Annotated in this window: 15 protein-coding genes and 1 pseudogene; 10 read left to right on the top strand and 6 right to left on the bottom strand. The window is 73.4% G+C overall.

Features of this window, described 5'->3' with window-relative positions; all coding sequences use genetic code 11:
* Window positions 1-73 precede the first annotated feature (73 nt).
* The 3 genes from BJF79_RS17735 to BJF79_RS17745 form a co-directional block, all read right to left on the bottom strand.
* On the bottom strand, window positions 74-931 hold the full coding sequence (locus tag BJF79_RS17735) for a metallophosphoesterase family protein (protein WP_075898886.1): 858 nt from the start codon (window positions 929-931) through the stop codon (window positions 74-76).
* 20 nt (window positions 932-951) lie between these two features.
* Window positions 952-1,455 (bottom strand): DUF1772 domain-containing protein, encoded by a 504-nt coding sequence (locus BJF79_RS17740; protein ID WP_075898868.1) that lies wholly within the window; start codon window positions 1,453-1,455, stop codon window positions 952-954.
* Window positions 1,456-1,542: 87 nt separating this feature from the next.
* On the bottom strand, window positions 1,543-2,406 hold the full coding sequence (locus BJF79_RS17745) for an NAD(P)H-binding protein (protein WP_075898870.1): 864 nt from the start codon (window positions 2,404-2,406) through the stop codon (window positions 1,543-1,545).
* A 115-nt stretch (window positions 2,407-2,521) separates the two neighbouring features.
* On the opposite strand from BJF79_RS17745, the gene BJF79_RS17750 reads away from it, so the two are divergent.
* A complete protein-coding gene (locus BJF79_RS17750) occupies window positions 2,522-3,472 on the top strand; it encodes an AraC family transcriptional regulator (RefSeq protein ID WP_075898872.1) in 951 nt (316 codons plus the stop codon).
* Here the strand turns inward: BJF79_RS17750 and BJF79_RS17755 are convergent.
* Both BJF79_RS17755 and BJF79_RS17760 read right to left on the bottom strand, forming a co-directional pair.
* Window positions 3,373-4,608, bottom strand: coding sequence for a PfkB family carbohydrate kinase (locus BJF79_RS17755; RefSeq protein ID WP_262402196.1), 1,236 nt, complete (start codon window positions 4,606-4,608; stop codon window positions 3,373-3,375). The two genes, BJF79_RS17750 and BJF79_RS17755, sit on opposite strands and share 100 nt — an antisense overlap.
* A gap of 218 nt (window positions 4,609-4,826) precedes the next feature.
* A complete protein-coding gene (locus BJF79_RS17760; RefSeq protein WP_075898874.1) occupies window positions 4,827-6,155 on the bottom strand; it encodes a hypothetical protein in 1,329 nt (442 codons plus the stop codon).
* A gap of 187 nt (window positions 6,156-6,342) precedes the next feature.
* Here BJF79_RS17760 and BJF79_RS17765 point away from each other — a divergent pair, with 187 nt between their 5' ends.
* The 8 genes from BJF79_RS17765 (at window position 6,343) to BJF79_RS67015 (ending at window position 10,792) form a co-directional block, all read left to right on the top strand.
* Window positions 6,343-7,074 carry a GntR family transcriptional regulator gene (locus BJF79_RS17765; RefSeq protein ID WP_075898876.1) on the top strand — a complete coding sequence of 244 codons (732 nt, stop codon included), beginning with the start codon at window positions 6,343-6,345 and terminating at the stop codon, window positions 7,072-7,074.
* 180 nt (window positions 7,075-7,254) lie between these two features.
* Window positions 7,255-7,413: a hypothetical protein gene (locus BJF79_RS60500; RefSeq protein ID WP_262402197.1), complete on the top strand. Its 159-nt coding sequence runs from the start codon at window positions 7,255-7,257 to the stop codon at window positions 7,411-7,413.
* The gene (locus tag BJF79_RS17770; protein ID WP_075898878.1) at window positions 7,407-8,687 is read left to right on the top strand and encodes a PTS transporter subunit IIC; all 1,281 of its coding nucleotides are present in this window, start codon (window positions 7,407-7,409) and stop codon (window positions 8,685-8,687) included. The genes BJF79_RS60500 and BJF79_RS17770 overlap by 7 nt, the downstream gene beginning before the upstream one ends.
* 52 nt (window positions 8,688-8,739) lie before the next feature.
* Window positions 8,740-9,042 (top strand): PTS sugar transporter subunit IIB, encoded by a 303-nt coding sequence (locus BJF79_RS17775; protein ID WP_075898880.1) that lies wholly within the window; start codon window positions 8,740-8,742, stop codon window positions 9,040-9,042.
* Complete coding sequence (locus tag BJF79_RS17780) at window positions 9,039-9,488, top strand: PTS sugar transporter subunit IIA (RefSeq protein WP_075898882.1); 450 nt, start codon at window positions 9,039-9,041, stop codon at window positions 9,486-9,488. The genes BJF79_RS17775 and BJF79_RS17780 overlap by 4 nt, the downstream gene beginning before the upstream one ends.
* A complete protein-coding gene (locus BJF79_RS60505; protein ID WP_262402198.1) occupies window positions 9,481-9,933 on the top strand; it encodes an SIS domain-containing protein in 453 nt (150 codons plus the stop codon). The genes BJF79_RS17780 and BJF79_RS60505 overlap by 8 nt, the downstream gene beginning before the upstream one ends.
* Window positions 9,858-10,262, top strand: coding sequence for an SIS domain-containing protein (locus BJF79_RS60510; RefSeq protein ID WP_410050101.1), 405 nt, complete (start codon window positions 9,858-9,860; stop codon window positions 10,260-10,262). Before BJF79_RS60505 ends, BJF79_RS60510 begins: the two co-directional genes overlap by 76 nt.
* Window positions 10,263-10,516: 254 nt before the next feature.
* Entirely contained in the window at window positions 10,517-10,792 is a 276-nt protein-coding gene (locus BJF79_RS67015) for an EF-hand domain-containing protein (RefSeq protein ID WP_410050102.1), read from the top strand.
* Window positions 10,793-10,898: 106 nt separating this feature from the next.
* Here the strand turns inward: BJF79_RS67015 and pgi are convergent.
* A pseudogene (gene pgi, locus BJF79_RS17795) lies at window positions 10,899-12,629 on the bottom strand (glucose-6-phosphate isomerase); the annotation flags it as partial.
* Window positions 12,630-12,632: 3 nt separating this feature from the next.
* Between pgi and BJF79_RS17800 the strand changes: the two are divergent.
* Entirely contained in the window at window positions 12,633-13,445 is an 813-nt protein-coding gene (locus tag BJF79_RS17800; RefSeq protein ID WP_075898884.1) for an acyl-CoA thioesterase, read from the top strand.
* Window positions 13,446-13,467 lie beyond the last annotated feature (22 nt).

The following is a 13,467-nucleotide window of genomic DNA, read 5'->3' on the forward strand; positions in this document are numbered from 1 at the left end:
TGAACCCTCTACCGGAGACCTCGCTGTTTGACGATCACGACACACCGTCACACACCGGACTTCGAGACACGCCCTAGCCCGTCGCGGCGTCCGCCCCGTCCCGCTCGGGCGGCGGCAGCACGCGGCGCGGGCCGGGCGGCTCGCCCCGGTGGCGCCGCCACTCGCGCGGGTAGCCGACCGACACCTCGACGTGCGGGACGCCGTCCGCCCAGATCGTCCGGGGAATGTGCAGGTGCCCGTACACCACCGACACCGCGCCGAACCGGACGTGCCAGTCGGCGGTGCGCTCGCTGCCGCACCACTGGGCGAACTCGGGGTACCACAGGACGCGCGTGGGCTCGCGGATCAGCGGCCAGTGGTTGACCAGGACGGTGCGGGCGCCCGGCTCCAGCTCCGCCAGCCGCCGCTCGGTGTAGGCGACGCGGGCGTCGCACCAGGCGTCCCGCGTCGGATGCGGGTCGGGATGCAGGTAGACCTCGTCGGTGCACACCACGCCCGCCGCGTGCGCGATCTCCAGGGCCTCCTCCTTGGTGGAGGCCCCGTCCGGGCGGAACGTGTAGTCGTACAGGACGAACAGCGGCGCGATCGTCACGGGGCCGCCGTCGCCCGTCCACACCGGATAGGGGTCCTCGGGGGTCGCCACGCCGTGTTCGCGGCACATGTCCACCAGGCGGCGGTAGCGGGCCTCGCCGCGCAGCCGCACCGGGTCGTCCTTGATCGTCCATAGTTCGTGGTTGCCGGGCGTCCAGATCACCTTCTCGAACCGCCCGGCCAGGGTGCGCAGCGTCCGCTCGACGTCGTCGAAGCGCTCGGCGACGTCCCCGGCCACGATCAGCCAGTCGCCGCCGGACCCGGGGCGCAGCCCCTCCACGAACGCGCGGTTGTCGGGAAATCCCACATGCAGGTCGCTGATGGCGTAGAGACCGCTCATGCCGTGATCGTAGGCGGCCGTCAGGCGTCGCGGCCCCACAGGTACGCCCCGGCGGCCATCGCCAGCACGCTCGCCCAGCCCGCGACCGCCCGCACGTGGTTCCACGCCGTCCAGCGGCCGGAGTAGTCCGCCCAGACGCGCGCGGCCTCGCCGGCGTCCGCGGGGATCTCGGCCTTGTCCAGCTCGTTGTTCAACGGGATGTTCACGGCGAAGCTCGGGAACAGCGCCCCGACGACGTACACCCCGGCGGCGACGAAGAACAGGATCGCCGCCGCCTTCTGGTCGAGCGTCAGCAGCAGGATCCCGGCCGCGGCGGCGATGACCGGCGTCAACACGAACATGGCGATGAACAGCGGATTCTGGATCTTCTGGTTGATCCCCTGCATGGCGTCGATCGCCGAGGACGGCCGCGCGGCGTTCAGCCCCGGCATGACACCGGTGGAGAAGCCGAAGAAGGCGCCCGCCATGCCCGCCGCCGCGACGAAGGACATCGCGGCACAGATGATGGTGAACACGTTTTTCATGGTCGATCTCCGATCTGCCAGGTAAGGCTCGTGGGGGGTGGGGGTGAGCGCGGCCCGGCCCCGAACTCGTCGGGGCCGGGCCGCCGGCTAAGCGTTCCAGATGCCGCTGGCGGCGGTCTCGCGGGCGTAGTCGGCGAAGTCGCGGGGCTCGCGGCCGAGGGCGCGCCGCACGCCGTCGGCCGGGCGGCTGTTGCGGCCGTCCAGGACGGTGCCGAACAGGTACGTCAGCAGGTCGGCGACCTCGTCGGGCACGCCCTGCGCCTTCGCCGCGGCGGCGTAGTCCGCCACCGCGACCCGCACATAGGCGATCTCGCGTCCGGCGGCGCGGCCGATCTCGGCGACCGCCTCGGGGAAGGTCAGCGCGCGCGGCCCGGTCAACTCGTAGATCTCGCCCGCGTGCCCGTCCGCGGTGAGCGCCGCGACCGCCACGTCGGCGATGTCGTCGGCGTCCACGAACGGCTCGGGCACGTCGCCCGCCGGGAGGACGACCTCGCCCGCGCGGACCGGGTCGAGGAGGTAGTCCTCGCTGAAGTTCTGCGCGAACCAGCTCGCGCGGACGATCGTCCACCGCAGCCCCGACTCGCGCACGACCGCCTCGCAGTCGAGGGTCTCGTCCTCGCCGCGTCCCGAGAGCAGGACCACGCGCCGCACGCCCGCGTCCCGCGCCGCCGCCGTGAACGCGCGGATGACGTCCGGCGCGCCCGGAACGGAGAGGTCGGGGGCGAACGCGAGGTAGACGGCGTCGACGCCGCGCAGGACCCGCGGCCAGCCCGCCTCGTCCGTCCAGTCGAACGCGGGGTCGGCCGAGCGGGAGCCCATCCGGACGGGCACGTCCATGGCCTCCAGCCGCTCCACGACGCGCCGGCCGGTCTTGCCGGTGCCGCCCAGGACGAGCGCGAGGCCCTTCTCGGTCTTCGCTTCGGTGGTGTTCGCTTCGGTGGTGTTCGTCATGTCTTCGAGTCAATCGGCGGACGGCCCCGGCCACCATCGTCGAGAAGCTCGCCCGCATTCGCGAGCGTCCAATCGCCGGGGGACCCCGACGGGCGCGGGCGCTTAAGCTGGCGGCGTGGACGCGCTCACCGATCTCCTCGACGGCCCCCGGGCGCGCGGCGCGTTCCTGCTGCGCGCGATGCTGAACCCCCCGTGGTCGGTGCTGATCCGCGACGAGGCGCCGCTCACCCTCGTCGCGATGATCCGGGACGGCGCGTGGGTGCTGCCGGACGGCGGCGAGCCGCGGTCCGTCCGGGCCGGCGACGTGCTGCTGATCAAGGGCCCGGAGCCGTACACGATGGCGGACGATCCGGCGACCCCGCCGCAGGTCGTCATCCATCCCGGCCAGGTCTGCACGGCACCGGACGGCACGAGCACGGCGGACGCGATGGACCTCGGGGTGCGGGCCTGGGGCAACGACCCGGACGGGTCGGCGGTCATGCTGATCGGCACCTACCAGATGCGCGGGGCCGTCACCCGCCGGCTGCTGGCCGCGCTGCCGCAGCTGGCGATCGTCCGCGGCGACACCTGGGAGTCGCCGCTGGTCGGGCTGCTCGGCGAGGAGATCGGCAAGGACGAGCCCGGCCAGGACGTCGTCCTCGACCGGCTGCTGGACCTGCTGCTCATCGCGGCGCTGCGGGCCTGGTTCGCGCGCGCGGAGGCGGAGCGGCCGGGCTGGTACCGGGCGCACGGCGACCCGGTGGTCGGCCCGGCCCTGCGGCTGCTGCACGACGATCTCGCGCACCCCTGGACGGTCGCCGACCTCGCGGCCCGCGTCGGGGTGTCCCGCGCGGCGCTCGCGCAGCGGTTCGGCAAGCTGCTGGAGGAGCCGCCGATGTCGTATCTGACGGGCCTGCGTCTCGCGCAGGCCGCCGACCTGCTGCGGGAGAGCGACGCGACGCTCGAGACGGTGGCGCGGCGCGTCGGCTACGGCACCGCGTTCGCGCTGAGCACCGCGTTCAAGCGGGAGCACGGCGTCAGCCCGCAGGAGTACCGCGCGGGGCGCGCCCTCGCCGAGACGCCGTGACGCCCGCCTACCGGCCCTCGCGCAGGGTCGGCTCGGCCCGGACGACCGTGTTCTCCGCGAATTCCGGGACGAACGGGACCACGAACGCGTAGTCGGCCAGGACCGTCTCGGGCACCTCGCCCGACTCGCCGAACGCCGCGATCTCGCCCCAGCACGGCGAGCCGAGCGACCCGCTGCGGTGCCGGACCGACAGCCCCGCGCACAGGTCGCGAACCGCAGCCGCTCGCGAGCGGCAGCCCGGCGAGCGTCCCGAACACGAACCCGGCCGCGAACACGTCCCCCGCCCCGGTGGCGTCCAGCGCCCGGACGGGCAGGGCCGGGGCCTCGGCCCGCTCGCCCGTCGCACGGTCCAGCGCGATGGCGCCGTCCGCGCCGCACTTGACGACCACCAGCGGCGCGCGTTCGGCGAGCGCTTCGGCGGCGGACGGCGGGTCCCCGGTGCGGGTGTATGCCATCGCCTCGGCGGCGTTCGGCATGAACACGTCGACGTGCACGAGCCGGTCGAGCACCTCGGCCGACCAGGCGCCGGTGGGGTCCCAGCCGAGGTCGGCGAAGATCAGCGCGCCGCGCTCGCGCATCCCGGCCGCCCACGCCGGGACGGGCCGGTCGACGTCGACGAAGCAGGCGCGGGCGTCCGGCGGGGCGCCGTCCGGCGGTTCCTCGGCCTGCGGCGGGACGGGACGCGCGTACGTCACCATGCTGCGGTCGGAGTCGTAGGCCATCGAGACCGTGACCGGCGTCGACCAGCCGGGCAGGCGGCGGGAGGCGCGCAGGTCGACGCCCTCCTGCTCGGCGAGCGTCCGCCACAGGTAGGCGCCGAACATGTCGTCGCCGAACGGCGCGGCGAGGCCGACCCGCAGGCCGAGCCGGCTCATCGCGACCGCGATGTTGGCGACGCCGCCGGGCGCCGACCCGAGCCCGTCGGTGACGATCTCGGTGCCGGGCGGCGGCAGCCCGGGCAGCCCGGTGAAGATCATGTCCATGAAGACGCGGCCGGACAGGAACACGTCCAGGCCGGGGCCCGGCCCGCCGGTGTGCAGCCGCTCCCCCGCCGGTTCCCGCGCGTCGCAGGGGTCGGCGAGGGACGGCTCCGGCGGCCGGCCCGGCGCGTCCGGCTCGACGACCGGGCGGATCACGAGGCTCCCCGGCGCAGGGCCGCGGCGCCGTTTCGTTCGGTTTGGATTCCCGCGGTGCGCGGTCCCGCCGTCATGGGGCCCACGATATAGGCGATCCCGGGTCGCCGAGGTCCCGTCGGCCGGTCCCGCCGGGACGCTCGCGCCCCGGCGTTCCCGTCCCGTCGCCACGGTCGCGTCACCGCCGTTCCGGCACCGCCGCCCCGCGTGGACGACCGGTGTCAGCGCGGGACGTAGAGGCGGACGTCGTCCACCTTCGCGCGCCCCTCGTAAAAGTTCATGTGCGGATCCCCGATCATGAACCTGTCGGGATAGGCGGATCCGGCGGGCCAGGTGTCACGGTCGACGAGCGTGCCGCCGGGGCCCTCCCACGTCCAGTCCGCGTTGAACCGCCCGTCGTACTCCGCGGGCTTCTGGTTGTAGTGCCAGATGGGCTCCCCGTCCTCGACGAACTCGCGCGTGTAACGGAAGGTGGCCTGGCCGACGTGGGCGAAGACGCCCGACATCTCCATCGTGTACGCGCCGCCGCGCCGCTCGATCGCGAACGTGTAAGGCCGTTCGGGCAGCAGTTCGGGCCGCATGTCGACGGCCGAGACGATCGCGCCGCCCTTGGCGTACCCGCACTCGCTCTCCATCAGGTACTCGGTGCCGGGCATCGTGGCGTACCTGCGGTCGTCGGTCATGAACAGCGCGTTGACGCCGTTGCCGGTGCCCGCCTCGTAGGGCTCGTACCCGCCGGTCGCGGGGTTGCAGTACCGCAGCCCCGACCCCTCGTAGGCGTAGCGGTTGTAGCCGTCCATGGCGACCTTGCGGTGCGCGTGAACGAACACGTTGTTGTGCGGCGCGACCTGCCGGTAGTCCATGATCGACATGTAGTAGAAGCCGTTGGAGTCGGTGCGGACGTCCGCCCATTCGCACTCGGGCCGGGAGAAGTCCCCGCCGGACGCCCAGGGGAAGTTCGTCTTGCAGCCCTCGGGCGAGTAGCCGTTGATCCGCCCGTCCGGGTAGTTCCAGAGCCCGTCGCGTTCCCCGCCGAAGTCGAGGCCGCGCAGCGTCATCTCGACGCGGTACTCGGCGGGCAGGTCGCGGGTCGAGCGGATCACGACGCCCGCCTGGTGGCCGGGCTCCTCCAGCCGCGCGACGCCCGCACCGGACGTGAGCGTCGGCGGGGCGTCGGGACGGCCGTCGCCGTCGGCGTCGCGGGCGGCGAGCTCGGCGGTGAGCCAGCCGCGCTTCCCGAACGTGAACGACTGCCGGTAGGTCTCCGTCTTCGCGAGCTGCTCGCGGAACGCGGGGCCGCCGACGGTGTCGAAGTAGGCGCCGTCGTTGTCGTACATGTCGACGTCGTAGGGGCTCGACGGTCCGTCCCCGTCCCGGAACCAGGGGTACCGGCGGCTGTCGAGGTGCCGGTCGAACGATTCCTTCGCCAGCAGCCGCCACCCGTCCCGGTCGTGGGGCGGGCCGCCCGCCGCGGCCGGCGCGGCGCCCAGCGTCGCCGCCAGGACCAGCGGGGACGCGAGCGCCACCGCTCCCCACAGCACTCTTCTCATCTCGCCGCCTTCCTCGCCGCGCGCCCGGCGCGCGGACCTCCGTGGTCCCCCGACGATCCGGGGCGACCGTAAACCGGCGCCGCGCTCGTCCACCATGGCAAACATCGACAAAGTGGTATTGACCAATTCGGGCGAAGGGACATAACGTGTGCCGACACGACAGGGAACGGACGGGAGGTCGGACCGGATGACTACCGCCGGTGCGGCCCGCAACGGGCACACGAAGCGGCAGGCCGTGCGACAGCGGCTGCTGGAGATGCTGGACGGGCTGGACGTCGGCGAGGCGCTGCCGTCCGAGCGCCGGCTGGCGACCGAACTCGGCGTGTCCCGTCCCACGTTGCGGCAGGCCATCGCCGGGCTGGTCGCCGAGGGACGGCTGGACCGGCGGCACGGCAGCGGCACCTACGTCGCCGAGCCCCGGATCGCCGTGCCGCTGACCATGACCTCGTTCAGCGAGGACATGATCCGGCGCGGGATGCGGCCGGGGGGCCGGGTGCTGTCGTTCCGCACGGCGACCGCGGGGGCGCGGATCGGCCGCCGCCTGGCCCTCTCCCCCGTCGAAGAGGTATTTACCATTAGGCGGCTACGGCTCGCGGACGACGCGACCATGGCCATCGAGACCCTGTACCTGCCGCGGGCGCTGCTGCCGGACCTGCGGCGCCAGGACCTCGAAGGCGGGTCGTTCTACGACCTGCTGCGCGCCGACGGCGTCGTCATCGCCTCTGGCACCGAGACGATCGAGCCGACCGTCACCACCGAGGAGGAGGCCGCCGAACTGGACGTGCCGGTGCACACGCCGGCGTTCCTGTTCGAGCGGGTCACCCGCGACGCCGACGGGAGACCGCTGGAGTACGTCCGGTCGGTCTACCGCGGCGACCGCTACCGGCTGGAGATCGACCTGCGGCCGCCCGCCCGCTGACCGCCCCGACGACCCACCGACCCACCGATTCACCGACCCGACGACCCACCGACCGTTCACGAGACGCGACGCACCCACCACGACCGACCGGCGTCCCCCGGGTCCGCCCGGGACCGGCCACCCGCGCTGACGGGGGCGACAGCGCACCACCCACCCCCGAGAAGTGAGGCGATCTCACCCATGGACGTCATCAAGGACATCCTCACGTTCCTGGCGGACAACGTGTTCGGCCAGGTGCCCATCCTCATCGGGCTCATCACGCTCGCCGGGCTGATCCTGCAGCGCAAGCGGTTCGAGGACGTGTTCGCGGCGCGCTGCGCGCGACGATCGGCGTGGTGATCCTCTTCATCGGCATCGAGATCTTCAGCGGCGGGCTCACCAGCTTCCAGACGGTGCTGGCGAGCGCGATGAACACCGATCCGCCGAAGGCCGAGCGGACCCTGGACGGGTTCCTCCAGGATCAGGGCGGCACGATCGCCCTGGTGATCACGGTGGCGTTCCTGCTGCACGTGGTGATCGTGCGGGTGTTCCCGGCGGCCCGGTACCTCTACCTCACCGGCCACCTGATGTTCTGGATCAGCACGGTCACGGTCGCCACGATGGTGACGGTCGCGCCCGGCTCGAACCAGCTCACGCTCGTCCTGTGCGGGGCGGGGTTCGTCGCCGCCTACTGGACGCTGCAGCCGCTGTGGATGCGGCCGCTGATGCGCCGCGTCATGCCGGACGACCGGTTCGGGTTCGCGCACACCAGCTCGCTGGCCGCGCTGATCACCGGCTACGCCGCGCGCCCGCTGGGCAGCCGGGAGAAGCACGACACCGAGAAGCTCAAGCTGCCGCGGCAGCTGTCGTTCTTCAAGGACGTCAACGTCAGCACCGCGCTGATCATCTGCGTGATCATGCTGATCGGCGTCGCGCTGGCCGACGACAAGGTCGTCGGCGAGGCCGCCGCCGCCATGGACGCCAAGCTGTCGCCGTGGGTGTGGGCGCTGCTCGTCGGCCTGCGGTTCGCGGGCGGCATCGCGATCCTGCTGTTCGGCGTGCGGATGTTCCTCGGCGAGATCGTCCCGGCGTTCAAGGGCTTCAGCGACCGGGTCATCCCGGGCACCCGGCCCGCGCTGGACGCGCCGACCGTCTTCCCGGTGGCGCCGACCGCGGTGATGCTCGGCTTCGTCGCGTCCACCGTGGTGTTCCTGGCCTGCCTCGGCGTCTTCGCCGCGGCCGGGTGGTTCACGCTCGTCCCGCCCATGATCATGCTGTTCTTCGTGGGCGGCGCGGCCGGGCTGTTCGGCAACGTCGTCGCGGGCTGGCGCGGCGCCGTCCTCGGCGGCGTGGTCAGCGGCCTGATCCTGGCGATCGGGCAGGCCGTCACCTGGGGGCTGTTCGAGAAGACCGCGCCGGAGCTGGCCACCCTGGCCGACCCCGACTGGTACGCGATCGCGTGGCTGCTGAAGGCCGCCGACCCGGTCCTCGGCACCGGCACGCTGTGGCTGGTGCCGGTCGTGGCCCTCGCCGCGACCGTCGTGACGCTGCTGCTCGTCCACCGCGGGGAGAAGCGCCGCGGGGACGACGGCCCGGAGGAGAAGGGCGACGCCGTCGCGGCCGGGAAGGCATGACGGAAACCGGAACCGGAACCGTAACGAACGAGAAGCAGAAGGAGACAGCGACATGGCACTGGACCGGCAACTGGAGATCCTCGCGGTGTGCGGGGTCGGCATGGGGTCGAGCCTGATGCTGAAGATGACCGCCGAGGACGCGCTGCGCTCGCTCGGCGTGGACGCCCGGGTGGAGAACACCGACGTGTCCACGGCGCGCGGGATGAGCCCGGACGTGGTCATCGGGCAGGGCATGCACACCGAGGAGATCACCGACCTCGCCCCGGTCGTGATCACGATCAGCGACTTCCTCGACAAGGACGGCCTGGAGGCGCAGCTCCGCGACCGGCTGGGCGAGCAGGGGTGGCTGGCGTGACCGTCTCCGCGCCCATCGTCGTCGCGACCGACGGGACCGCCGCGGCCGGCTGGCCGGAGGCCGTCCGCGCGGCGGCGTCCGCGCTGGTCGAAGCGGGCGCCGCCGGTCCGGGCTACCCGGACGCGTGCGTGCGGGTGGTCGAGGAGAACGGCCCGTACATCGTGCTGACCAAGGGCCTCGCGCTGGTGCACGCCCGTCCCGAGGAAGGCGGGCTGGCCGTCGGCGTCGGGGCGACCCGGCTCGCGTCGCCGGTCGAGTTCGGCCACCCCGACAACGATCCCGTGGATCTGCTGCTCGCGTTCTGCACGCCCGACCCCGACGTGCACGTCGGCACCCTGTCCGCGCTGGCGCGCGCGCTGTCGGGCGGCCTGGCCGACCGGCTCCGCGCGGCGTCCGGCCGGGACGAGCTGGCGCGCACCCTGAAGGAGGCCGTACCCGATGCCTGACCCGTCCGTCCCGGCAGCATCCCCCGGACCATCCCCCGGACGGTCTCCCGGGGGGCTCCCCGACCGGGTGCGGGCGCTGCTCGACGATCTGGACGGCGCCGCCGGTGCCGCGATCGGGGACGCCGCCGCGCTGCTGCTGGCGGCGATCGAGGCCGACGGCATCGTGCACGTCGCCGGGGCGGGGCACTCGCTGGCGATGGTGTGCGAGACGTTCTACCGGGCGGGCGGGCTCGCGGCCGTCCGCCCGGTGTTCGATCCCGGCGTGTTCCCCCTCGACGACGCGGTCCGCAGCACCCGCGTCGAGCGGGAGCGCGGGGTGGGCCGGGCCGTCGCGGCGGAGGCGGCGCGCGCGCGCCGGACGTGGCGGTGGTGTTCTCCACCAGCGGCCGCAACCCGTACCCGGTGGAGGTGGCCCGGGAGTGCGCGGCACGGGACGTCCCGGTGATCGCGGTCACATCGGCGCGGGCGTCGCGCGGCGCGGCGGCGCGGACGGACACGACCCTCGCCGACCACGCGACGCTCGTCCTGGACACGCGGGTGCCGCCCGGCGACGTCCTGCACCCGGCGGAGCGGCCGCGGACGGCCGCGGTGTCGACGGTGCTCGCGGCGTACGCGTGGGCGCGCGTCCTGGCCGACCTGGACGATCTCGCGGCGCGGCGGGGCGTGGACCTGCCGCGCTGGACGAGCGCGAACGTCCCCGGCGGCGACGAGGTCAACGCGGCGCTGCTGGCCCGGTACCGGCACCGCGTCCCGGAGCTGACCGGCGGCGCGTGAGGCGGGAGAACGGGGCGGAAACCGGGGCCGGGCATTGTGGCGGTCCGGAACGGGCCGGACGGTCGTCCGCCTCCGCGCGCCGTGGAACCCGCTCCTCCCCGTCGGCGTTTCTCATGGGGACCGGCTCGCGTCTGTGGCATGATGCGGGCACATCGGACCAGACGAGGAGCGAGATGACGACAAAGCCGACCGAGGACGATCTGCACGCCGCGTTCGCGCGGGCGGACCTCGGCGGCGACGACAAGCTCGATCTGATGGAGTTCACGCTCGTCCTGGAGCACCTCGGGCTCGCCTGGACGCGGGCCGAGACGCAGCACCGGTTCGAGCAGGCCGACACCAACTTCGACGGCTTCATCTCCTACTCCGAGCTTCGCGCCGTCCTGGACTCGGAGGGCTGGACCGGGGGCCTGGCCCCCGCGCCCGGGCCTGACCGCACGACGACACGGGAGCGGGCCCGCCGGAAATCCGGCGGGCCCGCTCCCCTTCGCACGCGCGGAGGTTCAGACCGCGCTCCGCGCAGCTCCCGGTAGCGGCGGACGAGCGCCGCCGTCGACGCGTCGGCGCGCCGGCCGGCGGCTCCGCGGACGTCAGCGCGGGCGCGAGGTCCTGCGCCATGACCTTGCCGAGCTCGACGCCCCACTGGTCGAAGGAGTCGATGCCCCAGATCGTCCCCTCGACGAACACGATGTGCTCGTAGAGCGCGACGAGCTCCCCGAGGGTCTTGGGGGTCAGCTTCGGCACCAGGATCGTGCTGGTGGGCCGGTTCCCCGGCATGACCTTGTGCGGGACGATCGCGGCGGGCGTCCCCTCGGCGGCGATCTCCTCCGCGGTCTTGCCGAACGCGAGCGCGGACGTCTGGGCGAGCATGTTCGCGGTGAGCAGGTCGTGCATGCCCCCGGCCCCGCCGTCGACGGCGCGGTCCTCGAACGGTTCGGCGAGGCCGATGAAGTCGGCGGGCACGAGCCGGGTGCCCTGGTGCAGCAGCTGGTAGAAGGCGTGCTGCCCGTTCGTCCCGGGCTCGCCCCAGAAGATCGCGCCGGTCTGCGCGACGACCGGGGCGCCGTCGGCCCGCACGGACTTGCCGTTGGATTCCATCGTCAGCTGCTGCAGGTACGCGGGGAACCGCGACAGCCGCTGGCTGTAGGGCAGGACGGCGCGGGTCTGGGCGCCGAAGAAGTCGGTGTACCAGACGCCGAGCAGGCCCATCAGGACGGGCATGTTCGCCTCTAGGGGCGCGGTGCGGAAGTGCTCGTCGATCTCGCGGAACCCGGCGAGCATCTCGCGGAACGCCTCGCTCCCGATCGCGATCATCAGCGACAGGCCGATCGCGGAGTCGAGGGAGTAGCGGCCGCCCACCCAGTCCCAGAAGCCGAACATGTTGGCGGTGTCGATGCCGAACTCGGCGACCCGCTCGGCATTGGTGGACACCGCGACGAAGTGCCGCGACACGGCCGCCTCGTCGCCGAGCCGCTCGACGAGCCAGCTCCGCGCGACCCTGGCGTTGGTGAGGGTCTCCAGCGTCCCGAACGTCTTGGAGCTGATCACGAACAGCGTCGTCGCGGGGTCGAGGCCGGCGAGGGCCGCGGTGACGTCCGCCGGGTCGATGTTCGACACGAACCTGCACGCGATGCCCGCGTCCACGTAGTCGCGGAGGGCCTCGTAGGCCATCGCGGGGCCGAGGTCGGACCCGCCGATGCCGATGTTGACGACCGTCCGGATCGGCTCGCCGGTGAACCCCGTCCACTCCCCCGCGCGGACCCGCCCGGCGAAGTCGGCCGCCTTCTCCAGGACCGCGTGCACGTCCGCCGCGGCGTCCTGCCCGTCCACCACCAGCTCCGCGCCGGGCGGCAGCCGCAGCGCGGTGTGCAGGACGGCCCGGTCCTCGCTGACGTTGATGTGCTCGCCCGCGAACATCGCGTCGATCCGCTCGCGCAGCCCGGAGCGCGCGGCGAGCGCGGTCAGCAGCCCGATCGTCTCGCCGGTGACCCGGTGCTTGGAGTAGTCCAGGAACAGGTCCCCCGCGGTCACCGTCATGCGGTCGGCGCGCCCCGGGTCGTCGGCGAACAGGTCGCGCAGGTGCCGCCCGGCCAGCGCCGCCTGATGCTCGGCCAGCGCCGACCATTCGGGCGCCTCGGTGATGTCTGCCATTGCCTCTCTCATTCCCTCGGCGGGCCGGGCGCCGTACCCCCGGGCGCTCCCCCGTGCCCGACGGCGATCATAGGGCGGCCGTACGTCACCGCATGAAGGCCGGGCCCGAACCCGTGGGGGTTCGAGCCCGGATGACCGATTCGTTCCGGGCGCGGATAGGGTCGCGCCATCCGGTCGGGCGCCGCCCGCCACGACAGGCCCCGGAGCAGGAGGACGCATCAGATGAGCGACGAGGTCCCGCACGACATCACGCGGCTGTTCGAGCTGACGGCGCTCGGCGAGGACTCCTTCCTGGCGACCGCGCCGTCGGTGGGACGGCCGCGGCTGTTCGGCGGCCAGGTCGCCGGGCAGAGCCTGCGCGCGGCGTGCCTGACCGCGGGCGGGCGCCCGCCGCACTCCCTGCACGCCTACTTCATCCGCCCGGGGATGCCGGACGAGCCGCTGACCCTCGACGTCGCCCGGACCCGGGACGGGCGCTCGTTCTCGACCCGGCACGTGACGGCGAGCCAGGGCGGCAAGCCGATCCTGGAGCTGATCGCGTCCTTCCACGAACCGGAGGACGGTTTCGACTGGCAGCCCGAGCCGCCGTCCGGGACGCCCGCCCCCGAGACGCTGCCGCCCGCTGAACTGCCCGCGTTCTTCAAGCATCCGGTCGGGTTCGACATCCGCGCGGTGAACCCGCCCGCCGAGGGCGAGTTCCGGATCCCGCACCCGTTCTGGATCCGCGCGTCCCGGCCCGTCGGGGACGATCCGGCGCTGCACGCCTGCCTCGTCGCCTACCTGACGGACATGGGGATGGTGAGCAGCGCACGCGCGCCCGGTTCCCCGCGCGAGCTCGTGACGGCCGTCACGCTCGACCACGCGGTGTGGTTCCACCGGCCGCCGCGCGTCGACCAGTGGCTGCTGTACTCGGCGGACCCGGTGACGAACCATGCCGCCCGCGGCCTGGCGCGGGGGACGCTCCACACGGCGGACGGGACGCTCCTGGCGTCTATCGCCCAGGAGGCGCTGCTGCGTCCGGCACCGGGTTCCTGACCGCGAGACCGGCCGGAACCGT

The sequence above is a fragment of the Actinomadura sp. CNU-125 genome (genome assembly GCF_001942465.1).
Taxonomy (GTDB): Bacteria; Actinomycetota; Actinomycetes; order Streptosporangiales; family Streptosporangiaceae; genus Spirillospora.

What these genes read in the sequence shown, in the direction of transcription:
- BJF79_RS17735 (WP_075898886.1), bottom strand. Translation starts at nt 931, where the DNA reads ATGAGCGGTCTCTACGCCATCAGCGACCTGCATGTGGGATTTCCCGAC.
- BJF79_RS17740 (WP_075898868.1), bottom strand. Translation starts at nt 1,455, where the DNA reads ATGAAAAACGTGTTCACCATCATCTGTGCCGCGATGTCCTTCGTCGCG.
- BJF79_RS17745 (WP_075898870.1), bottom strand. Translation starts at nt 2,406, where the DNA reads ATGACGAACACCACCGAAGCGAACACCACCGAAGCGAAGACCGAGAAG.
- BJF79_RS17760 (WP_075898874.1), bottom strand. Translation starts at nt 6,155, where the DNA reads ATGAGAAGAGTGCTGTGGGGAGCGGTGGCGCTCGCGTCCCCGCTGGTC.
- BJF79_RS17765 (WP_075898876.1), top strand. Translation starts at nt 6,343, where the DNA reads ATGACTACCGCCGGTGCGGCCCGCAACGGGCACACGAAGCGGCAGGCC.
- BJF79_RS60500 (WP_262402197.1), top strand. Translation starts at nt 7,255, where the DNA reads ATGGACGTCATCAAGGACATCCTCACGTTCCTGGCGGACAACGTGTTC.
- BJF79_RS17775 (WP_075898880.1), top strand. Translation starts at nt 8,740, where the DNA reads ATGGCACTGGACCGGCAACTGGAGATCCTCGCGGTGTGCGGGGTCGGC.
- BJF79_RS60505 (WP_262402198.1), top strand. Translation starts at nt 9,481, where the DNA reads ATGCCTGACCCGTCCGTCCCGGCAGCATCCCCCGGACCATCCCCCGGA.
- BJF79_RS67015 (WP_410050102.1), top strand. Translation starts at nt 10,517, where the DNA reads ATGGAGTTCACGCTCGTCCTGGAGCACCTCGGGCTCGCCTGGACGCGG.
- BJF79_RS17800 (WP_075898884.1), top strand. Translation starts at nt 12,633, where the DNA reads ATGAGCGACGAGGTCCCGCACGACATCACGCGGCTGTTCGAGCTGACG.